Here is a 20,912-nt window from a genome sequence, read left to right on the forward strand (position 1 = left end):
TTCCTGGGATCACACCGATATCACGCTGCGTGTCGCTATGTCCTAATTGCAACGAATGGATAAGTCTTGAGGGCTGACCGGAACTGGTCCCTCTCGGACCGTCAATAAATGCGGTCCCATTCCCCGAAAAGGGGCAGAATGCCGACCGCCGGTCCGGCCCTGAGCAGGGCCGGAGGTGGTTCTTGTCCACAGGAATTGTCGTGGGCCGCAGCTTATCCACAGGCTGTGTGCTGACTCTGTGGACACAGGAATAGATCATTCCTGACCGGTGGATGGTCGGGGTGAATCAGGGTTCAAACCACCCTCACACACTCATTCGGGTGGGAATGACTCGCCCCAAAGAGTTGATCGGTGATGCGGGGGTGACACCGTTCACCTCCCGCTCTCCAGCGCGAAACCCGGGCCACCCGACCGATTTGTCGACCTTGTCGTGCCGCTCTGTCGACTTGTCCCCAGGTCTGCATCCGGTCCTGTGGATAACTCTGTGGACAGTGGACGACGACCCTACGCCCGGCCGTCCATGCAGCGACCCAGCCAGTCGGAGGCGGCCGTGAAGTCGCCGTCGGAGGTTCCGGCCCGAGGTGCCCGGACATCACTCTGAGCGACACCGGCGCGCGGGTAGGAACCGAGGAAGCGGACCTGGGGGCAGGTCCGCTTGAGGCCCATGAGCGCCTCGCCGACCCGCCGGTCGGAGATGTGGCCCTCGGCGTCGACGGCGAAGCAGTAGTTGCCGATGCCCTGCCCGGTCGGACGGGACTGGATCAGCATCAGGTTGACCCCGCGGACCGCGAATTCCTGGAGGAGCTCCAGCAGGGCACCGGGGTGGTCGTCGCCGAGCCACAGCACGACGGAGGTCTTGTCGGCGCCCGTCGGCGCGGCCGGCCGCGCCGGGCGTCCCACGAGGACGAACCGGGTCTCGGCGTTCTCCGCGTCGTGGATCTCGGTGACCAGCGGAACGAGCCCGTAGGTGGTGGCGGCGAACTCTCCCGCGAAGGCGGCGTCGAAGCGGCCCTCCTGGACCAGCCGGGCGCCGTCGGCGTTCGAGGCGGCCGACTCCCACACCGCGTCGGGCAGGTTCGCCCGCAGCCAGTTGCGCACCTGCGGCTGGGCGACGGGGTGCCCGGTGACGGTCTTCACGTCCGACAGGGCGGTCCCCGGCCGTACGAGCAGCGCGAAGGCGATGGGCAGCAGCACCTCGCGGTAGATCATCAGCGGCTCGCCCGAGGCCAGCTCGTCCAGGGTGGCGGTGACCCCGCCCTCCACCGAGTTCTCGATCGGGACGAGTGCGGCGGCCGCCTCGCCGTTGCGCACGGCGTCCAGGGCGGCCGGGACCGACACCATCGGGACGAGCTCCCGGGTCGCGGCTTCCGGCAGGGTGCGCAGGGCGGCCTCCGTGAAGGTGCCCTCGGGACCGAGATACGTGAAGCGGGTGGCTGACATGCGATCAGCCTAATGCCGGGCCGGCGCCCCCCGGGTTGCTGTTCATCCTTCGAGCAGCCGCTGACCCACGTACTCGCCGCTGCGGGGGCCGGGCGGAACCGCGTACAGGCCGCTGGACTCGTGCCGGATGAAATCCGACAGCGCGTCGCCGCGGTCGAGCTTGCGCTGTACGGGTACGAACCCGCGCAGCGGATCGGCCTGCCAGCAGACGAAGAGGAGCCCGGCGTCGGGAGCCCCGTCGGCGGCGACCCCGTCGTGGAAGGAGAAGGGGCGCCGCAGCATGGCGGCCCCGCCGTTCTGCTCGGGGGCGGAGATCCGGGCGTGCGCGTTGGACGGGATGACGGGCTTGCCGTCGGCGCCGAGCTTGTCCAGGGCCATCTCGGTGGTCTCGCTGCCCCCGGTCAGGGGGGCGCCGGTGGCCTTGGTGCGGCCGATGACCTGCTCCTGCTGCACGAGGGACTGCTTGTCCCAGTCGTCGAGCAGCATGCGGATGCGCCGGACGACGGCGTACGAGCCCCCGCCCATCCAGGCGTGCTCGGCGAGCCCCGGACCCGCGCCGGGTACGAAGATCCGCTTGTCGAAGTCGGACTCCGAGGGTTTCGGATTGCCGGTGCCGTCGATCTGGCCCATGAGGTTGCGGGCCGTCATCGGGGCGCCGGTGGCACCGGGGGACCGGTTGAAGCCGTTCATCTGCCAGCGGACGCGGGCGGCGTCCCCGGCGTCCTTCTGCAGGGCGCGCAGGGCGTGGAAGGCGACGAGGCCGTCGTTCGCGCCGATCTGGACCCACAGGTCACCGTTGCTGCGCTGGGCGTCGAGCCGGTCGGAGGAGAAGTCCGGCAGCGGATCGAGAGCGGCGGGGCGGCGGGCGGTGAGCCCCGTGCGGTCGAAGAAGGAGTGGCCGAAGCCGAAGGTGACGGTGAGGGAGGACGGACCGGCGTCGAGGGCGATGCCGCTGTCCGCGGTCGGGGCGGTCTCACCCGCCATGAGCCGCCGGGCCGTGTCGGACCAGCGTCGCAGCAGCGCTGCGGCCTCCCTACGGCCCGCCCCGGCGGCGAGATCGAAGGCGACGAGGTGCCCCTTGGCCTGGAGGGGCGTGGTGATCCCGGCCTGGTGGTCTCCGTGGAAGGCCACCTGGGTGGCCCCGAGGGAGGTCAGGCTTCCGGCCGCGCCCGAGGCGGAGCCGCTCCCGGCGTCGGCGAACGCGGAATGCGCGAGGGCGCCGCCCGCACCGCCCAGCGCGAGCCCGGCGGCGCCTGCGGCGCCGACGGTGCCCAGCAGCCGGCGCCGGGAGATCTCGATGTCGGGGTTGCTCTCGGTCACGCTGGTCAGCCGATCTTCACGGTCTTCTGGACGGTGGTCTGGTCGATGTCGGAGGTACGGACGGTCACGTCGATGCGCCATTCGCCGGCGAGCGGCAGCTGGACGCCCGATGCGGTCCAGTGCCCGGGGGCGGCCTGGTCGGGGACGAGCGGCAAGGGGCCGATGTCCTTGGCGGGGAGGGTGAAGGCGACCTTGACCTCGGGGAGGTCGAAGGGCTTGCCGTCGCCGGATTCGGACCAGAGGTGGAGGGTGTTGGCACCCACGCGACCCGGGTCGAGTTCGAGCCGGATCGTCCCCTTGCCGTTCGGGCCGCCGGTGTCGAAGGGCAGGGAGATCTTGACGGCGCGGTCGGGGACGGCGGTGGCGGTCGAGCCGCGGCTGCCCGACTCCTGCTCCACGGTGCGCCCCGGCTCGGTGCTGGTGAGGACCGTGGTGACGGCCAGCAGGATCACGGCGATGCCCGCCTCGGCGAGGACGGAACGGCGCAGGCCGGCGCGGTCCGGGTCGGCGTCGCGGACCCGCTTCTCACGCGCGTTCTCGCGGGCGGCACGCTGCCGGGCGAGCTGGGCGGCGCGCTCGGGGTCCGCGGGGACGGGGTCCGCGGGGACGGGAACGGGCTCTGCTTCAACGCGCCCTGTTTCACGGACGGGCTCTGTTTCACGTGAAACATCGGCGCCGGTTTCACGTGAAACATCGTCCGACGCAGGGGCTTCAGCGAGCCGTCCGGTCCACCTCCGGGACACGAAGGCGACGGCGAGGAGGACGGCGACCAGACCCACCTTCAGGAGCAGCAGCTGCCCGTAGTCGGTGCCGGTGAGGGCGGACCAGCTGCCGACCTGGCGCCAGGACTGGTAGACACCGGTGGCGGCGAGCACCAGGACGCTGACGTAGGCGACCCTGGAGAAGCGCCGGACGGCCGCGCGCTCGATCCCGGGGACCTGGTGCAGGGCGACGAGCAGCGCCGCGAGCCCACCGAGCCAGGTGGCGACGGCCATCAGGTGCAGGATGTCGACGGGCATGGCGATGCCGGGCTGGATACCGGTGGAGGCGTGCTCGGAGAGCGCCCAGGTGGCGGCGATCCCGCCCGACACGACGGCGCCGCCCATGGCCAGGCCGAAGGTGAGGTCGCTGGTGTCCTTGGCGTCCTCCTCGGTTCCGGCGCCCTGCACACGGCGTGCGTAGACGCCGAACAGGACCGCGACGAAGAGGGCGGCCGCGCCCAGCAGGAGCAGCCGGGAGACCAGCGAGGCACCGGTCTTGGTCTCCAGAACGGCCCTGAGTCCGTCGAGGTCGAACGCGTCGGCGAAGTTCCCGGAGCCCGTGTACGGGGCCCGGAGCACCAGCATCACCAGGGTGGCGGCGGTCAGCGTGACCCAGGCGCGCACGACGAGCTTCTGGAGCGGCCGTTCGGCGGCGCCACGGCGCCAGCACAGCAGGATGAAGGCGGCGCCGCCCACGAGGACGGCGAAGCCGGCGTAGGAGGCGTAGCGGGCGATCCCGTACGCGATGCCGACCGGCCCGCCGCCCGCCTGCGCGGCGGGGAGGGTGACATCGGTGGCGGAGGGCGCACCGATGGAGAAGGTGAAGGCGCCGGAGATCGGGTGGCTGTCGGCCGAGACGGCCTGCCAGGCGACGGTGTAGGTGCCGTTGGGAAGGCCGGCGTGCAGGGCGGTGCCGTAGCGGATGGTGTTCCCGCTGCACATGTCGCGCAGCTCGCCGGTGTCCACGCGTTTGCCCTGGGGGTCGAGGACGCGGATGGAGTCGTCTCCCATCGCGACCTGCTCCGAGAAGGAGAGCGTGACCTGGGCGGGAGCCGTGGCGACCACCGCCCCGTCCGTGGGGTCGCTCGCGGTGAGGGCGGCGTGCGCCGTGGCCGGGGAGGCCGCGGTGAACAGGGTTGCCAGCAGGGCTGCGAGGACCAGCGCGAGCCGTGGCAGGAATGCCGTGGCACGGGCGCGGGCCATGGAGGGGGCGGGGGCGGTGGCCGTCATGGCGTGTCAGTTCCTCGATCCGTCAGTGGGCGTGGCCGGCCGTGGACGTCGGAGCCTGTGCGCTGTACGTCCGGTCCTTCACGTCCAGCTCGACCTTGACGGAGCCGGCCTTCTCGAAGCGGAGCTCGACGGTGACCTTGTCGCCGACCTGCGGAGCGCTCTTGAGACCCATGAACATGATGTGGTTCCCGCCGCGCTCCAGCTTGAGCTCGCCGTTCGCCGGCACGTCCATCGACTGGACCTGCTGCATCTTCTGGTCCTTGGTCTCGTGGATCTCAAGATCGTCGGAGAGCGGGGACGTGGCGCCGGTGAGCTTGTCCGCGGTCCCGGAGGCGTTCTTGATGACCATGAAGCCGCCGGCCGCCTTGCCGTTCACGGGCTGGGGCATGAAGGCGCCGCTGACGGTCATCTCGGGCTTGTCGTCGCCCGAGCAGCCGGATATGGCGAGCGCTGCCGTCAGGGAGAGGGCGGCGGCGAGGGTGCGGGTGGTGCGGGCGTTCACGGGTTCTCCCCCTTGACGAGCTTCGGCAGGTCCTTCGTGTAGTCGTCGACGGTGGTGCCCTCGCCGTAGAGGACGTAGCCCTCGTCGGTCTTGGGCGAGAACGCGATGACCTGGGCGCCGTGCATGGAGATGACGTCGCCGTTGGCGTCCTTCTTGGCGGCCTCGATGCCGATGCCGAGGGTGCGCGCGGCGGCCTGGATGGTGGCGAAGTCCCCGGTGAGTCCGGTGAAGGACGGGTCCTGCGCCCTGAGCCACGAGCCGAGGGACTCGGGGGTGTCCCGTTCGGGGTCGGTGGTGACGAAGACGACCTGGAGGTTGTCCTGGTCGGCCTTGGGGAGTGCCTTCCGGGCCACGGCGATGTTGCTCATCGTCAGCGGGCAGACGTCGGGGCAGCTGGTGTAGCCGAAGTAGATGAGCGTCGGCTTGCCCTTGGTCTGCTCACGCAGGTTCCACGGCTTGCCGGTGGTGTCCGTGAGGACGAGCTCCGGCTTGCCGAAGGGGCGGTCCAGCACGGTCGCGGCCTTGGTGTTGCTCTGGCCGCCGGAGATCTGGGTGACCGAGCCGGTCTTGGCGGGCTCACCGCCGCAGGCGGTGAGGGTGAGTGCGGCCGCCGCGAGCAGGGCGGCGAGCGTCACACGTGTGGTGCGCATGGAGAGTTGTCCCTGGGATCGGGGATGTTACGGACGTTCGGAGCGACGGCGCCCACGGGCGCGGCAGGGTCAGGCGGAGCGGCGACGCGAGGCGACGCCGAAGGCGACACCGCCGAGTCCGATGACGATGCCGGCGATGCCGAGGGCGCGCGCGGTGGTGTCGGAGCCGTGTTCGGCGGCGGCCTTGTCGTGGCCGTTCCCGCTTTCGTTCTCGGCGTTCTTCGCCTCGTCGGCCTTGGCGCCGCTGCCGTGGTGGTCGTCGCCCTTGGGGGCGGTCAGCTTCAGGACGGGCGCGGGGTTCTGCGGCTCCGCGGCGCCTTCCTTGGCCTCCTCGATCCAGCGGACGACCTCGCCGTTGTCGTACGTCTGGATGGACTTGAAGACCATCTGGTCGGCGTTCTCGGGCAGTTTGCCGACGGACACCGGGAACTGCTGGAACTTCCCGGCCTCGATCTTGCCGCCGGTCCAGGTCACCTTGGTGACGGCCTCGTTGATCTGCTTGCCGTGCACGGTGAGCGGCTTGTCGAGCTTGCTCTTCTCGACCGTCACGGTCCAGCCGGGAACGTCCTGCGGCATGACGGAGGTGAGCGGCTGGTCGATCGGGAAGTTGACCTCCAGCTGGGTGGTCGAAGCGTTGTCGCGCTCGTTGGGGACCTTGAAGTTGAGCGTCGCGTAGCCGCCCTTGGCGGCCTCTCCGACGGGCTGCACGCCGACGTGCGCGAAGGCGGTGCCGGACAGGACGAGGACGGTGCCGGCGGCGAGGGCGGCGGCGAAAGAGACGCGAGAGGTCTTCATGGCGGAAACACTCCACGGAAGCAGTGGTGGCTCCGCGCACGGGCGCGCACGGAGTTCGCGGCCCCGGCGCTCCCGCTGTGTGTCCCGGGGAGGAGGGTGCCGCGTCAGGCTGCGAGGGCGAGCGCCACGGGGGGCCCGCGCCTGATCACGGTGTGCTGGAGTGCTTCGCGGCCGGTGGAGGCCGTGGAGTCGGACCCGGTCCGCAGGGTCTGCGCAGGCCGGGCGGGCGTGCCCACGAGGCCGGCGCCGAGGGCGCGTACGAAGGCCAGTGCGGCGCGCAGCGGGCGCGTCGGGGCGGCCTCGGCGGAGAGCCGGGACAGTTCGACGAGCCGGAAGAGTGCGGCGTCGCCACGGCTGAGCAGCCAGCCGGCGGCGAGTGCGGCCAGCAGGTGGCCGATCAGCATGGCCGGGCTGAACAGTTCGGTCGTGGGCGCCGTGGCGGCGGCCTGGGCCACGTGCGCGTGGGTGCTGTGCCCCTGCGCCGCGACCTGTCCGGCCTGTGCGACCTGTCCGGCCTGCTGGGCCAAGGCGGCCGGGTCCAGGCCCGCGGCCTCCACGATCCGCCGGGCGTCGGCCGGGCTGAGCGGTACGGAGTTGCCCCCGCAGACCAGCCGGGCCGCGAGCTCCGCGAGCGACCGGTCGGCGGCGCCGGCCGGTGCCTGCGCGGCCGCGGTGCTGTGCTGGCCGAGGCCGAACAGCGCGTGCAGGGCGAGTTGTCCGGCGGTGAGCCCGGCGGCGATCCCGGGCAGTGTCCGCCGGCGACCCGCGAGCGGGGCCGCGACCGCGAAGACGGCGAGGAAGCCGATGCAGAGGGCCCACCAGGGCACGGTGGCGCAGGACGCCAGGGCGTGTCCGGCCGCGGACAGCACGACGCAGACCGCGGTGAACACCGCGGCCCGGATCAGCCGGAGGCCGGCTCCGGCGTGCGTCGCGTGGGGGTCAGACATGGCCGGGCCATCATCGCACTGCGCTTAGGCCCTCCATACGGCAGGTCCGGAAGGTCCGTATGAGTCCCCTCTGCGAAGGCGGTCGCACCCGCTGCGGCCGGTTCTGCGAAGGCGGTCGGACCCGCTGCGGCCGGTCGTGCCCAGGTGACGTGCACCGCCGCATACACCGCATCCCGGGAGAGCCGCATCGGCCGGACGGGCGTAATGAGGTCCCGGACGGCCGCAGGGCGCTTACGGCCCCTCGCGGGCGGCAATACGTAACCGTATGAGCATCTGGTGGTCTCTCCACTTGAGGCGCGAAGCCGCGAGCGTGCCGCTCGCCAGGCGACTGCTGCTGGGGACGATGGAGACCGCGGGGGTGGACCCGGACATCTCCTTCGATCTCTCGGTGGCGCTGAGCGAAGCGTGTGCGAACGCCGTGGAGCACGGCGGGGACGGCGCGATCCCGGACGAGACCGAGGCGTACCACGTCACGGCCTATCTGGACGGGGACTGCTGCCGCATCGAGGTGACCGATTCCGGTCCTGGGTTCCCACCCGCCACGGTGGCCCGCCGCAGACCCGCCCTGGCCGAACACGGCCGGGGCCTGGACCTGATCGCCGAGCTCGCCGACCACGTCCGCTTCCGCAACCGGCCGGGCCGCGGCGCGGTGGTGAGCTTCGACAAGACGCTGAAGTGGCGCGACGGCGCCCTGCTGAAGGTCTCGTAGAAACGCCGGTGGGCGGGACCCCGTACGGGATCCCGCCCACCGCCACGCATCGCGGAGGCGTCAGCCCTTCAGGCGCGCCATCCAGGCCTCGACCTCGGTCGAGGTGCGGGGCAGCCCGGCGGACAGGTTCCGGTTGCCGTCCTCGGTGACGAGGATGTCGTCCTCGATCCGGACGCCGATGCCGCGGTACTCCTCGGGCACGGTCAGGTCGTCGGCCTGGAAGTACAGGCCGGGCTCGACGGTGAGGCACATGCCCGGCTCCAGCGTGCCGTCGACGTACGCCTCGGTGCGCGCGGCGGCGCAGTCGTGGACGTCCATGCCGAGCATGTGGCCGGTGCCGTGCAGGGTCCAGCGGCGCTGCAGGCCGAGCTCCAGGACGCGCTCGACCGGGCCGTCCAGCAGACCCCACTCGACGAGCTTCTCGGCCAGCACGTGCTGGGAGGCGTCGTGGAAGTCGCGGAACTTCGCACCCGGCTTCACCGCGGCGATCCCGGCTTCCTGGGACGCGTAGACCGCGTCGTAGATCTTGCGCTGGATGTCGGTGTACGCGCCGTTGATCGGCAGCGTGCGCGTGACGTCGGCGGTGTAGAGGGAGTGGGTCTCCACGCCGGCGTCGAGCAGCAGGAGGTCGCCGGAGCGGACGTCGCCGTCGTTGCGGACCCAGTGGAGGGTGCACGCGTGCGGGCCGGCGGCGCAGATGGAGCCGTAGCCGACGTCGTTGCCCTCGACGCGGGCGCGCAGGAAGAAGGTGCCCTCGATGTAGCGCTCGGACGTGGCCTCGGCCTTGTCCAGGACCTTCACGACGTCCTCGAAGCCGCGGACGGTGGAGTCGACGGCCTTCTGCAGCTCGCCGATCTCGAACGCGTCCTTCACGGCGCGGGCCTCGGAGAGGTAGACGCGCAGTTCCTCGTCGCGCTCCTTGGTCACCTTGTCGGTGAGGGCGGACTCGATCAGCGCGTCGTGGCCGCGCACGTTGCGGACCGGGCCCTCGGCCTCGGTGAGGGCCTCGGCGAGCTTGCGGACGTCCTGGGCGGGGATGCCCAGGAGCTGCTCGGCCTCCGTGAGGGAGTGGCGGCGGCCCACCCACAGCTCGCCCTGGCCGGACAGCCAGAACTCGCCGTTCTCCCGGTCGGAACGCGGCAGCAGATAGACGGTGGCGGTGTGGCCGGTCGGCCCGGTGGGCTCCAGGACCAGCACGCCGTTCTCGGTCTGGTCGCCCGTGAGGTACGCGTACTCGGTCGAGGCGCGGAACGGGTACTCGGTGTCGTTCGAGCGGGTCTTCAGACGGCCCGCGGGGACGACCAGGCGCTCGCCCGGGAAGCGCGCGGACAGCGCGGCGCGGCGGGCGGCGGTGTGCTCGGCCTGGGCGATCGGCTCCAGTCCGTGCAGCTCCGTGTCGGCCCAGCCGGTGCGCATGCTCTCGGCGAGTTCGTCGCTGACGCCCGGGTACAGACCGTTCTTGCGCTGCTTGTGCGTCTTCTTGGGCTGCTCTTCTTCCGGGGTCTCCGGGGTGAGCTCGTCAGCCACGTCATCTCCTCAGCTACGACGGTACGGACCTGGGTGTGGACCGCATCCATCGTATGCGTGTACGGAGTGAGCGTGGTCCGAATCGTGCCGTCCGTCACGATTCGGAACATGCCCCGCGGCTCATTCGAACCGGGCGGCGAGCAGCACGATGTCCTCCGGGGCGTCGGTCGGCTCCCCGTCGGGCAGCACGGTCCGCAGGATGTGCTCGCACAGGGCCCCCGGATCGTCCCGGACGCTCCGGGGCGCCCCCGCGGCCGCCGCGTGCAGCCGGGCGTAGGCGCGGTCCATCGGGTCGCCGGTGTGGTGCAGCAGCCCGTCGGTGTACAGCAGCACCGTTTCTCCGGATGCGGGCTCGATCTCCACGCTCGGCGCCTCCCAGCAGGACAGCATGCCGAGGGGAGCGGAGAGCGAGGTCTCCACGTACTCGGTGCGGTGCTCGCCGATGAGGAGCGGCGGGGTGTGACCGGCGCCCGCCAGGATGATCTTGCTGCCCTGGCCGTCGCCGTGCGGGCCCCCGGCGGTCTCGCAGTAGGCGAAGAGCGCGGTGGCCGAGCGGGCGGGCTCGGTCAGGCGCAGCAGAAGCTCCAGGTCGGACAGGACCGCCACGGGGTCCTCGCCCTCCATGACGGCGTAGGCCCGCAGCGACGCGCGCAGCCGCCCCATGGCGGCGACGGCGCTCGGCCCGGATCCGGTGACGGAGCCGACGGCCAGCCCCAGGGCGCCCTCGGGCAGCGGCAGGGCGTCGTACCAGTCGCCCCCGCCGAGCGGCCCCGTGTGGTGGCGGGCCGCGAGCTGCACCCCGGGGATCCGGGGGAGCCGGCTGGGCAGCAGCTCCTCGGCGACGGTGGCCAGCCGCGCGCGGGAGCGCTCCACCTCCAGCATCCGGGCCAGGTGCTCGGAAGCGTGCCGTACGTACAGCCCGGCGAGGTCGCGCTGGCGGTCGCTCGGCTCGGCCTGCTCGTCGTAGAGCCAGACGGCCGCGCCGAGCCGGCCGGTGGCCTCGGCGGTCAGCGGGAGTGCGTAGCTGGCCGCGTAGCCGAGGCGCGCGGCGACCTCGCGGTGCCGGGGGTCGACGGGGGCGGCGAAGCCACCGGTCCCGGGGGGTGCGCCCGGTTCGGGCAGGATCTCGGAGCCGCCCTGGGCGTCGGGCAGACCGTCGAGGATCCGCCCGTAGGAGGTGGCGCTGCGCGGCACGGTCTCGATGTGGCCGAGTTCGGCATGGCCGAGGCCCAGGCCGATCGTGCTGCCGGGGCCGAGTCCGTCGGAGGGCTCCAGGACGATCAGTCCGCGGCGGGCACCGACGAGTGAGGCCCCGGCGCGCAGGAACTCGTGGAGGGAGGTGTCGAGGTCGCCGGCGCGGGCCAGCCGCTCGGTGAGCTCGTGCAGGGTGGTGAGGTCCGAGACCATGCCCGCCAGCCGGTCCTGGATGAGACTGCCCGGGCCGGTCGGAGGGGCCGGTGCGGGGGTGGTCCGGGCGGGCGTGGGCGCCGCAGTGTGCGGTGACGCGGTAACTGCCGGATCGATTCCAGCCACTTTCGGCAGATGCGGGGCGCTCATGGCGTCCGCCTTTCCACCTGGTGCGATTCGCTAAATAGCATCGCAAACCCCCAGATCGTGCTGCGCCGCCATCAAGGAATCCACATCTACACGCACACGTGGATGCATGTCCAGCATTGCCCAGGTGGGAATCCTGGTGTCCGTGAGACGGCAACTCACTGTCGAGCCAAGGCTAGAACTTGGCCGGAAAAAGCTGGAAGCAGTCGGTTTTTGCGGTCGACTGGACGGGCTCCACAGGGCGGTCGGGTAGCTACTCGTTGGTGTCCGCGGCCAGTTGGCGCCGCCGGGAACCACCCGGGACGGGCCGCCGTCCTTAGCGGCGGCAGCCGCTCTCGGCAGTCGGCGCGGGTCGCGCTCCGCCCCCGCCGGACGTTTGATGGACCCGTAAGAAAACTGCACGAACCGTGTGAACCTGCTTCTGGCGGACAGTGACGCGAAACCTGTACGTGTGGTGAGACACCGGTTACATGGTGTGATGTGGCCCTCGGCGTTCAACGGAAAGGAACGAGCGCTCATGCGCGAGATCCTCGGAAGGCGTCTCCAGCGGCTCCGCGATCGCTTTCAATCCCTGCGCCCCGACCCGGGACAGAGCGGCACCGCGTCCGCTCTCCTCGACGCGGCGCTCACCTGCGCCACCAGATGGCAGTGGCCCGTCCTGCCCGGCGTCGGCCGGTCCGGCACCGACGGCTCGCGCTGCGCCTGCCCCGACCCCGACTGCGTCGTCCCCGGCGCACACCCCTTCGACCCGGGGCTGCTCGCCGCCACCACCGACCCCCGGATGGTGGCCTGGTGGTGGACCAACCGGCCCACCGCACCCGTCCTGATGGCCACCGGCGGGACCGCCCCGTGCGCGGTGAGCCTGCCTGCCGCCGCGGCCGCGCAGGCCCTCGTACGACTGGACGCGCAGGGCCTGCGGCTCGGGCCGATCGTGGCCACGCCCACGCGCTGGTCGCTGCTGGTGGCGCCGTATTCGCTGGAGCGGCTCGGCGAACTCCTCTACGCGAAGGACCACGTGCCCTCCTCGCTGCGCTTCCATGGTGAGGGCGGCTACCTGCTGCTGCCGCCTTCCGCCGCGTCCAGTGGCGGCCAGGTGCGCTGGGAACGGGAGCCGGGCGCGCCGCCGCAGGCACGGTCGCCCAAGCTGCGTCCGCACGCTGCCGGGAACCTCTGGCTGCCCGAGGTCGAAGCGGTCGTGGACGCGCTGGTCGAGGCGAGCAGCGGCGCACCCGGCGGCGGCAGCCGGCTCGCGTACTGACCTGCAGGGCCCCGGGGATCACTCGTACGGGTGCCAGCGGGACCGGTTTCCACGGGAATTGGGCGCGGGGATCTCCGTGCCCCATTCCCGCATCGCTATCTTCGGCGAATGAATCTCCGCCTGATCGGTATCGGCGCCGGTGTGTTGATCATCTTGTCGCTCCCGCTTGCCGGAGCGATCGCCGGGCCGGATTTCGCCGGTCAGGACGACGGAAAGGGTGGCGGCCTGTTCTCGACCCTCGGGCTTTCGGACTCCTCCCGCACCGCTCCGGCGTCGCCCGGGCACTCGGAGGTGGCGTCCGGGCCCGAGCGGCCGGGCCAGGCCGAGCAGCCCCGTACGGATTCCCGCTGCGGCCCCGAACTGTCCTCGCCGCACGGGGTGGAGGCGCAGACCTGCGTGCTGGTGTCCGAAGGCCATACGTGGGGCCGGAGTTACTACAGGAACACCAGCGGCCGCGCGCTCGATGCCGTGTTGGCGGTGATGGGTCCGGCCGGGCGCACCGTCCAGATCCGGTGCGCGGTCGGCGCGGGCGACGAGCCTGGTCTGTGCGAGACGCCGAAGGAGGCTTCAGCCGGGGAGCCGGACAGTTACTCGGCCGTAGCGGAATTTGCAGTTCCGGATGATGAAGGCGCGCTGCTCTTGCGGTCCGGGAGCAACTCACCGGCACCGGGTGACGGTTGAGTACCGCCGAAAATGGAAGGGCCCGGTCGCTGGCGACGGGGGATGCACCAGCGACCGGGCTACAAGAACGGTAACAAGAGATCGCCTGTTCGCAAATTCGATCTCTGATATTCAGACACCGATTTGCAGACGATTAGCGGGAGTTGTGACTCCGGTCACCGGCTCCGCGCGTGCGCACGGTCAGCTGAGGGTCACCTGGCGGTTGGTGAGCCCGCCGCGTGCCCGGCGCTCCTCCGTGGTCAGCGGGGCGTCCGTGGCCAGGGCCCCGGCCAGCCGCTCGGCGAACTCCGCCGCGGGCTTCTCGACGTCGTCGGCCGTGACCCCAGTGGGCAGGTCCCAGACGGGGACCATCAGGCCGTGGGCGCGGAAGGATCCGACGAGCTTCGTGCCCTCGCCGAGCGAGGACGTGCCGGCCGCGTGCAGCCGCGCGAGGGCGTCGAGCAGCTTCTCCTCGGGGTGCGGCATGACCCAGCGCAGGTGGTTCTTGTCCGGGGTCTCGCACCAGTAGGCGGCGTCGACGCCGGTCAGCTTGACGGTGGGAATGGCGGCCGCGTTGGCGCGCTCCAGCGAGGCGGCGATCTCCGGGGAGGAGCTCTGGGCGCTCTCGGATTCCGGAATCCAGAATTCGAAGCCGCTGTGCACAACCGGCTCGAAACCGCCGTCGAGGCCCAGGAGATCCTGAAGTCGCGGCCCCTCGGCGGGAACCCGGCGCGCGGCAACCGGCGTACCCGGGTCCGCTACGAGCGCACGCTCCAGGGTGTCGGCCATGTCGCGGCCGAGGTCCCCGGTGGACGAGTCGTTCTGCAGGCCGAGCAGGACGGACCCGTCCTCGCGGCGCAGCGCCGGCCAGGCCATGGGAAGTACGGTCACCAGCGTGACCGAGGGGACGCCCTCGGGCAGCCCGCCCTTGAGGGACAGCGGGACGGTGGCCGCGGGCACCAGCTCGCGCAGCGCGACCCAGTCGCACTCGCCCGGCAGGCCCTCGAAGGGGCGCTGCACGTGTTCGGTGACGGCGTGCGCGGCGGCTGCGCCGTGGCAGGCTTTGTAGCGGCGCCCGGATCCGCAGGGGCAGGGCTCGCGGGCGCCCACAACGGGGATTTCACCGTTGGTGAGCTGCGGCTTTGCGGTCTTGGCTGCGGGGCGCTTCTTGGCCATCGTGGGTGTCTCCCGGTTGCGGCGGTACGGCGTCGTGTCTGGGCGCGAGCCTAGCCGTTCGTACCGCCGGAACCGGTGGGGTGCGGCCGGGAGCACGGTCGGCGTGCGCTCCCGGACGGCCGCCTGTGCGGATGACCGGTACTGCTGTGCTGTTGTGGTGAGTTTGTGCGGTGCTGCGGTGCTGCGGTGCTGCGGTGCTGCTGCGGTACCGCTGTGCGGACTGTTCTGCGGTACTGCCCTGAGGCTGTTCTGTCAGGGATCCCGGGTCAGGGATCCAGATCGTCGAACGCCGTGCTGAAGTCGATCGCCGGGGGCGCAACGCGCGTAGCGAAATCGTCGTGCCGGGGCCCACAGGCAACGATCACCCACACGGTGACCTCACCCGCCGCTCCGTCCCGGACACCCCAGTCCTGGGCAAGGGCGCTGATGATGTTCAGCCCCCGGCCGCCGCGCGCGGTGACCGAGGGCGTGGCAGGAACAGGGCGGGTGGGCCCGCCCCCGTCCGTTACCTCGACCGTCAGCCGCCCCGCTCTGTCGATGCGCCATGCGGCGCGTATCTCCCCGTCCCCGACTTCCCGTCTGCCCAGGGGCCTGCCGTGTCGGCAGGCGTTGCTGAGCAGTTCGGAAAGGATCAGTACGGCATCGTCCACGACCGATTCGGGCACACCGCTGATACGCAGTTGTTCGCGCATCCGCTGTCTCGCCTCGCCCACGCCCGCAGGACCATGGCGTACGTCCATGCACGACGACGTGGGCACTTCCTGTGCCACCACCAACGCCACCCCCGGAACCTCCTTAGCCCCACGCATGGTCTGGATGCCCCAATGGCCTGGACCGGAAACCGCCGAAGCGGACCGCTCTGACGCATTCATGCCGAACGAATGCGGAGCGGATGCGCCGGAGCACACCCTGTTACGCGAGGGTCGAAAGTGACGGGTGCGCAAAAGGGGACGTCAGCGCCCGAGTTGGGACAGAACCTGACGGGGTCTGTTCGTGATGATTGCTTCCACACCCAGATCAGCGCAGAGCTGAACGTCTTCCGGCTCGTTCACTGTCCATACGTGCACGGAGTGGCCCGCGGCTTGAAGCTTGCGGACGAAGCCGGGGTGGTTGCGCACGATCCGCATCCCGGGACCGGCGATCGACACCCCGGCCGGCAGCCGCCCGTCCCGCATCCGGGGCGAGATGAACTGCATCAGGTACACGGTCGGGATCGCCGGAGCCGCCGCCCGCACCCGGTGCAGGGAGCGCGCGGAGAAGCTCATGACCCGTACGGGGCGTGGGCCCTCGACGGGCGGGGCGTCCAGGCCGAAGCGCTTGAGGAGGAAGAGGAGGCGCTCCTCCACCTGTCCGGCCCAGCGGGTCGGGTGCTTCGTCTCGATCGCGAGCTGCACCGGCCGCCCGGCGTCGGAGACCAACTCCAGCAGGCGCTCCAGGGTGAGGACGGAGGTGAGCGCGGGGTCCGCGTCCCAGTCGGGGGACTCCTCGCGGTCCTTCCAGGAGCCGAAGTCCAGGGCCGCGAGATCGGCCAGCTCCAGGGCGGAGACGGCTCCGCGGCCGTTCGAGGTGCGGTTCACCCGGCGGTCGTGGACCAGGACCAGATGGCCGTCCGCGGTGAGCCGGACATCACATTCGAGGGCGTCGGCGCCGTCCTCGATGGCCTTTCGGTAGGCGGCCAGGGTGTGCTCGGGGGCATCCTCCGAGGCGCCGCGGTGGGCGACGACCTGGATGCTGCGCGGCATGGCGTGGGTCACCGGGTCATGGTGCCACCGAGTGGGCACTGTACGTCGAGGTCCGGCCGCGCGGATGTGTCCATAATGTCGGATGTAAAGAATGGGGGAGATACACAGGTCCGGCTTACAGTGCTCTGACGGGTCATGGGAAAGGCTTTGCCCAGGAACTTGTGCGGCACGTCGAACGTTCAGTCGGACCGATCGCCAGAGAATTATTGAAGCCGTGTGTGACGAGGAGAGAGCGCTGTGAGCACCGAGAACGAGGGCACCGCGGCCCCCACACCCCCCGCGGCCCCGTCCGTACCCCCTGCTCCGGCCTCCGAGACGCAGGCCGGGGTACCGGCGTCTGCTCCGCAGCCGGCCGACGCACCGCCGGCCGGGGCTCCGGCGCCGCCCGCGGCTCCCGGCCCTGCTCCGGTCGCACCGCCGGCCGCTCCGGCGTTCGCGCCCGCCGCCGAGCCGGTGACCCAGCAGCTGCCGCCGACGCCCACTCCCGGCACCGAGCAGACCCAGCAGTTCCCGCCCACCCCGGCGCCTGAGGCCCCCGCGTACGGCCAGGCCCCGGCGTACGGCCAGGCTCCCGCGTACGGGCAGGCTCCCGCCCCGGCCGCGCACGGAGCCGAGGGCTGGCCGCCCCCGCCGCCCACCGTGCCCGCGTACGAGGCGGGCGGCGGACACGGAGGCCCGGTCTGGGGTGCTCCGCTGACGGCCGACGGCGCCCCCGCGCCCAAGCCGAAGGGCAAGGGCGGCCTGATCGCGGGCGTCCTGGTGGCGGCCCTCCTCGCGGGCGGCATCGGCGGCGGCGTGGGCTACTGGGCCGCCGAACGCAGCAACAACGGCACCGGCTCGACCACGATCAGCGCCGCCACCCCGAAGGACCTCAAGCGCGAGGCCGGCTCGATCGCCGGCCTGGCCGCGGGCGCGCTGCCCAGCGTGGTCACCATCGAGGCCTCGGCCGGCGACGGCGAGGGCGGTACCGGCACCGGGTTCGTCTACGACCAGCAGGGCCACATCCTCACCAACAACCACGTGGTGGCCTCCGCCGCGAACGGCGGCAAGCTCTTCGCGATCTTCTCCGACGGCAAGAAGTACGACGCTGAGGTGGTGGGCCGCGCCCAGGGCTACGACGTCGCCGTCCTCAAGCTGAAGACCCCGCCGGCCGGCCTCAAGCCGCTGCCGCTCGGTGACTCCGACAAGGTCGCGGTCGGCGACTCGACCATCGCGATCGGCGCCCCCTTCGGCCTGTCCAACACGGTCACCACCGGCATCGTCAGCGCCAAGAACCGCCCGGTCGCCTCCGGAGACGGCACAGGAGCCAAGAACTCGTACATGAGCGCGCTCCAGACGGACGCCTCGATCAACCCGGGCAACTCCGGCGGTCCGCTGCTCGACGGACGCGGCGCGGTCATCGGCATCAACTCCGCGATCCAGTCGGCCGGCAACGGCGGCTTCGGCGGCGGCCAGGCCGGCTCCATCGGCCTCGGCTTCGCCATCCCGATCAACCAGGCGAAGAACGTCGCCGAATCGCTGATCAAGACGGGCAAGCCGGTCTACCCGGTGATCTCGGTCTCCGTGGACCTCCAGGCCAAGGCCGAGGGCGCCAAGATCTCCGAGCAGGGCGCGGCCGCCAGCGAGCTGGTCGACCCCAACGGTCCGGCCGGCAAGGCGGGCCTCAAGCCGGGCGACATCATCACCGAGTTCGGCGGCAAGCCGGTCGACAGCGGCCCGACGCTGATCAGCATGATCTGGACGTACAAGCCCGGCGACACGGTCAAGCTGACCTACCTGCGCGGCGGCAAGCCGACCACGGTCGACATCACGCTCGGCTCGCGGATCGGCGACAAGTAGGGCGACAAGTAGGTCGAGAAGCAGGGCGAGAAGCAGAGCCACCGGCCGCGGCGGTGGCGTGACGGCGAGGGGCCGTAGGCGGGATTGCGCCTACGGCCCCTCCAACGTCCGCTTATGCTTCGGTGGTGTTCGATTCTCGGCACATACGGACGTTTCACGCGGTGGTCGCCTCCGGGTCGTACTCGGCCGCCGCCCGCGTACTGGGGTACACCCAGCCCGCCATCACCCAGCAGATGAAGGCGCTCGAACGCGCCGTCGGCACCCCGCTGTTCACCCGCGTGGGCCGCAAGATGCAGCTCACCGAGGCCGGGGAATCCCTCTCCCGGCACGCCGAGACCATCCTCGGCAACCTCTCCGCCGCCGAGGCCCAGCTGAGGGCGTACGCACGCCTGCGCACCGGGCGGGTCAGGCTGTGCGGTTTCCCCAGCGCCAACGTCACCCTCGTCCCGGAGGCCCTGAGCAGCCTGGCCAAGGACCATCCGGGCATCCAGGTGGAGCTGCTGGAGGGGGAGCCCCCGGAGTCGCTGCGCCGGCTGGAGCGCGGGGAGTGCGACATCACCCTGGCCTTCACCTATCCCGGCCTGCACGAGGAGGTACCGGAGGAGGTCACCGAGGTCAGGCTGCTGGAGGACCAGCTGACGGTGCTGCTCCCGACCGGGCATCCGCTGGCCCGGCGCCGCGCCGTGCACCTGGCCGACCTCGCCGAGGAACGGTGGATCGCCGGCTGCCCGCGCTGCCGGGCGAACCTGCTGCACGAGTGCGCGGAGCTGGGCTTCGTCCCCGACATCCGGTTCGCCACCGACGACAACCTGGTGGTGCAGAGCCTGGTCGGCCAGGGGCTGGGCGTGGCGATGATGCCCGCGCTGGTGCTGCCCTCCCTCTCGCTGAACCGGGTCTGCGGGCGGGCGCTCCAGCCGGCTGCGCGCCGGCACATCGCCGCCTACGTCTACCAGGACCACCTGCGGATCCCGGCGACGGCCGTGGTGCTCGACGCACTCAAGCGGGTGGCGGCGAACAGGGTCGGCTGCTGACCGGGTCGGCTGCCGGCCAGGTCCACTGCCGAACCCAACCCATAAGCGGTGCTTGGGATTTCAGATGACAACTGTCGTTGGACGTGATGGAACGGTGGCCGCACGCTGCCGATATGACCACCACCACGCCGGCCCGAACCACCACGAGGATGGCCGCCCTCGTCAGTGAGATCCGCACCGTCGTGGAGCGGGGGCTGGCTCCCGACCTCACCGCCTACCTGGTGGGCGAACGGCTCGCCCCACACCTGGGGGCACCCGAGCTCCTGACCCCGGCGCAGCAGGAGGGCGATCCGCAGCGGTACCGGCAGCACATCCTGCACGCCGAGTCCGACGGCAGCTTCTCGGTGGTGGCGCTGGTGTGGCTGCCCGGACAGGAGACCTGCATCCACGACCACGTGTCGTGGTGCGTGGCCGGCGTACACCAGGGCGAGGAGAGCGAACGTCGCTTCCGCCTCGCGCCCGGGGCCGGCCCGGCCCGGCTGGTGGCCACCGAGGACGTGGTCAACGCCCAGGGCGCCGTCTGTGGGTTCGCCCCGCCCGGTGACATCCACAAGGTGCGCAACTCCTGTCACACGAAGGCGATATCCGTGCACGTGTACGGCGCCGACGTGTCCCGGCTGGGCACCAGCATCCGTCGTGTCTACACGCTCCCCGTCGACTGATGGCCCTCCTCCACCGCCCTCAGGGGGCGGCGGCGGTCCGGCATGTTTCACGTGAAACATCCACTCCCTGGCCGGGGTTGGCGATGGCCGTGGGTGGAGCGCTTACGGCGTGGTGCATCCACCGCCTCATGCCCGCCGTTCCCCTGCTGACCGCATCGGTGGTGCTGGGCATCGCGGCGGCGCACCTCCCGGGCCTGCGGACGTTCGTCCGCGGCTCCGCCCGCCCGGGTCTGTCCCTGGCCGGCCGACGGCTGATGCGGATGGGCATCGTCCTGCTGGGCCTCGGCCTGGGGCTGGACCAGGTGCTCCGGCTGGGCTGGGCGACGGTGGCCATGGTGGTCGGAGTGGTCGCCGCCACCTTCCTCGGCACCCTCTGGCTGGGCCGCCGACTGGGGCTCCCGGGCGATCAGCCGCTGTTGATCGCCACGGGGTACTCGATCTGCGGGGCCTCGGCGATCGGTGCGGTGAGCCAGGTGTCCGGCAGCGACGAGGAGGACGTGGCCGCCTCGGTGGCCCTGGTCACCCTGTGCGGAACGCTCGCCATAGCGGTACTCCCCCTCCTCCAGGACCCGTTGGCCCTCTCCGACCCGGCCTTCGGACGGTGGGTCGGCGCAGGTGTCCACGACGTCGGCCAGGTGGTGGCGACCGCCCAGACCGCGGGCCCCGACGCACTGGGCGAGGCGGTGCTCGTCAAGCTGATGCGGGTCGCGCTGCTCGCCCCGCTGGTGGCGGCCGTGGCCTTCTCGGTACGGGCCCGGCGGCGCGGGGTGCGCACGGCCTCGGGGCGCCGGCCGGCTCCGGTGCCGCTGTTCGTGGCCGGGTTCCTGGCCGCGGCCGCGCTGCGCGCCACCGGGGTGTTGCCCGACGTGGCGCTGGAGTGGGCGCACACCGCACAGGAGGCACTGCTGGCGGCGGCCCTGTTCGGCCTGGGGAGCGCGGTGCACCTGCCGACGCTGGCCCGCACCGGCGGGCGGGCCGCGGCGCTGGGACTCGGGGCCTGGGTGGTGGTGGCGGGAGTCTCGTACGCGGGTGTGATGCTCACCGTATGACGGCGCAACGGCCAGGAGTTGGCCATTTCCTGGCCGGAACCGACCGAACGTTCTGACTGC

19 protein-coding genes are annotated in these 20,912 nt (G+C 71.6%); 7 read left to right on the forward strand and 12 right to left on the reverse strand.

Annotation, left to right across the window (positions count from 1 at the left end):
- Positions 1-504: 504 nt before the first annotated feature.
- The 7 genes from pheA to OG534_RS18760 all read right to left on the reverse strand — a co-directional run bounded on the left by pheA (position 505) and on the right by OG534_RS18760 (position 7,645).
- Positions 505-1,440, reverse strand: coding sequence for a prephenate dehydratase (gene pheA / locus OG534_RS18730; RefSeq protein ID WP_326589201.1), 936 nt, complete (start codon positions 1,438-1,440; stop codon positions 505-507).
- 42 nt (positions 1,441-1,482) lie between these two features.
- The gene (gene efeB / locus OG534_RS18735; protein WP_442807109.1) at positions 1,483-2,841 is read right to left on the reverse strand and encodes an iron uptake transporter deferrochelatase/peroxidase subunit; all 1,359 of its coding nucleotides are present in this window, start codon (positions 2,839-2,841) and stop codon (positions 1,483-1,485) included.
- Positions 2,766-4,751 carry a copper resistance CopC/CopD family protein gene (locus OG534_RS18740; protein ID WP_326589203.1) on the reverse strand — a complete coding sequence of 662 codons (1,986 nt, stop codon included), beginning with the start codon at positions 4,749-4,751 and terminating at the stop codon, positions 2,766-2,768. The genes efeB and OG534_RS18740 overlap by 76 nt, the downstream gene beginning before the upstream one ends.
- 22 nt (positions 4,752-4,773) lie before the next feature.
- Entirely contained in the window at positions 4,774-5,253 is a 480-nt protein-coding gene (locus OG534_RS18745; protein WP_326589204.1) for a copper chaperone PCu(A)C, read from the reverse strand.
- The gene (locus tag OG534_RS18750) at positions 5,250-5,903 is read right to left on the reverse strand and encodes an SCO family protein (protein ID WP_326589205.1); all 654 of its coding nucleotides are present in this window, start codon (positions 5,901-5,903) and stop codon (positions 5,250-5,252) included. The genes OG534_RS18745 and OG534_RS18750 overlap by 4 nt, the downstream gene beginning before the upstream one ends.
- A 69-nt stretch (positions 5,904-5,972) precedes the next feature.
- Complete coding sequence (locus tag OG534_RS18755) at positions 5,973-6,698, reverse strand: YcnI family copper-binding membrane protein (RefSeq protein ID WP_326589206.1); 726 nt, start codon at positions 6,696-6,698, stop codon at positions 5,973-5,975.
- Between the two features lie 104 nt (positions 6,699-6,802).
- Positions 6,803-7,645 (reverse strand): hypothetical protein, encoded by an 843-nt coding sequence (locus OG534_RS18760; protein WP_326589207.1) that lies wholly within the window; start codon positions 7,643-7,645, stop codon positions 6,803-6,805.
- A gap of 265 nt (positions 7,646-7,910) precedes the next feature.
- On the opposite strand from OG534_RS18760, the gene OG534_RS18765 reads away from it, so the two are divergent.
- Positions 7,911-8,354, forward strand: coding sequence for an ATP-binding protein (locus OG534_RS18765; protein ID WP_326589208.1), 444 nt, complete (start codon positions 7,911-7,913; stop codon positions 8,352-8,354).
- Between the two features lie 60 nt (positions 8,355-8,414).
- Here OG534_RS18765 and OG534_RS18770 read toward each other — a convergent pair whose 3' ends face one another.
- Positions 8,415-9,881 carry an aminopeptidase P family protein gene (locus OG534_RS18770; protein WP_326589209.1) on the reverse strand — a complete coding sequence of 489 codons (1,467 nt, stop codon included), beginning with the start codon at positions 9,879-9,881 and terminating at the stop codon, positions 8,415-8,417.
- A 120-nt stretch (positions 9,882-10,001) separates the two neighbouring features.
- The gene (locus tag OG534_RS18775) at positions 10,002-11,438 is read right to left on the reverse strand and encodes a PP2C family protein-serine/threonine phosphatase (RefSeq protein WP_326589210.1); all 1,437 of its coding nucleotides are present in this window, start codon (positions 11,436-11,438) and stop codon (positions 10,002-10,004) included.
- 514 nt (positions 11,439-11,952) lie between these two features.
- Between OG534_RS18775 and OG534_RS18780 the strand changes: the two genes are divergently transcribed.
- Together OG534_RS18780 and OG534_RS18785 are read left to right on the forward strand one after the other, a co-directional pair.
- On the forward strand, positions 11,953-12,693 hold the full coding sequence (locus OG534_RS18780) for a bifunctional DNA primase/polymerase (protein ID WP_326589211.1): 741 nt from the start codon (positions 11,953-11,955) through the stop codon (positions 12,691-12,693).
- A gap of 108 nt (positions 12,694-12,801) precedes the next feature.
- Positions 12,802-13,374, forward strand: a complete 573-nt coding sequence (locus OG534_RS18785; RefSeq protein WP_326589212.1) for a hypothetical protein — start codon at positions 12,802-12,804, stop codon at positions 13,372-13,374.
- Positions 13,375-13,554: 180 nt separating this feature from the next.
- Here OG534_RS18785 and OG534_RS18790 read toward each other — a convergent pair whose 3' ends face one another.
- The 3 genes from OG534_RS18790 to OG534_RS18800 all read right to left on the reverse strand — a co-directional run bounded on the left by OG534_RS18790 (position 13,555) and on the right by OG534_RS18800 (position 16,271).
- Positions 13,555-14,529, reverse strand: coding sequence for a DUF5926 family protein (locus OG534_RS18790; protein ID WP_326589213.1), 975 nt, complete (start codon positions 14,527-14,529; stop codon positions 13,555-13,557).
- Between the two features lie 266 nt (positions 14,530-14,795).
- A complete protein-coding gene (locus OG534_RS18795; RefSeq protein WP_374774767.1) occupies positions 14,796-15,311 on the reverse strand; it encodes an ATP-binding protein in 516 nt (171 codons plus the stop codon).
- A 171-nt stretch (positions 15,312-15,482) separates the two neighbouring features.
- Positions 15,483-16,271 (reverse strand): glycerophosphodiester phosphodiesterase, encoded by a 789-nt coding sequence (locus OG534_RS18800; RefSeq protein WP_326593695.1) that lies wholly within the window; start codon positions 16,269-16,271, stop codon positions 15,483-15,485.
- A 237-nt stretch (positions 16,272-16,508) separates the two neighbouring features.
- Between OG534_RS18800 and OG534_RS18805 the strand changes: the two genes are divergently transcribed.
- The 4 genes from OG534_RS18805 to OG534_RS18820 all read left to right on the forward strand — a co-directional run bounded on the left by OG534_RS18805 (position 16,509) and on the right by OG534_RS18820 (position 20,852).
- Positions 16,509-18,110, forward strand: a complete 1,602-nt coding sequence (locus OG534_RS18805) for a S1C family serine protease (protein WP_326589214.1) — start codon at positions 16,509-16,511, stop codon at positions 18,108-18,110.
- A gap of 125 nt (positions 18,111-18,235) precedes the next feature.
- Complete coding sequence (locus OG534_RS18810; RefSeq protein WP_326589215.1) at positions 18,236-19,141, forward strand: LysR substrate-binding domain-containing protein; 906 nt, start codon at positions 18,236-18,238, stop codon at positions 19,139-19,141.
- A 113-nt stretch (positions 19,142-19,254) separates the two neighbouring features.
- Positions 19,255-19,803 carry a cysteine dioxygenase family protein gene (locus OG534_RS18815; protein ID WP_326589216.1) on the forward strand — a complete coding sequence of 183 codons (549 nt, stop codon included), beginning with the start codon at positions 19,255-19,257 and terminating at the stop codon, positions 19,801-19,803.
- Positions 19,803-20,852, forward strand: a complete 1,050-nt coding sequence (locus OG534_RS18820; RefSeq protein ID WP_326589217.1) for a YeiH family protein — start codon at positions 19,803-19,805, stop codon at positions 20,850-20,852. The genes OG534_RS18815 and OG534_RS18820 overlap by 1 nt, the downstream gene beginning before the upstream one ends.
- The last annotated feature ends 60 nt before the right edge of the window (positions 20,853-20,912 follow it).

It is taken from the genome of Streptomyces sp. NBC_01294 (assembly GCF_035917235.1).
Taxonomy (GTDB): Bacteria; Actinomycetota; Actinomycetes; order Streptomycetales; family Streptomycetaceae; genus Streptomyces; species Streptomyces caledonius.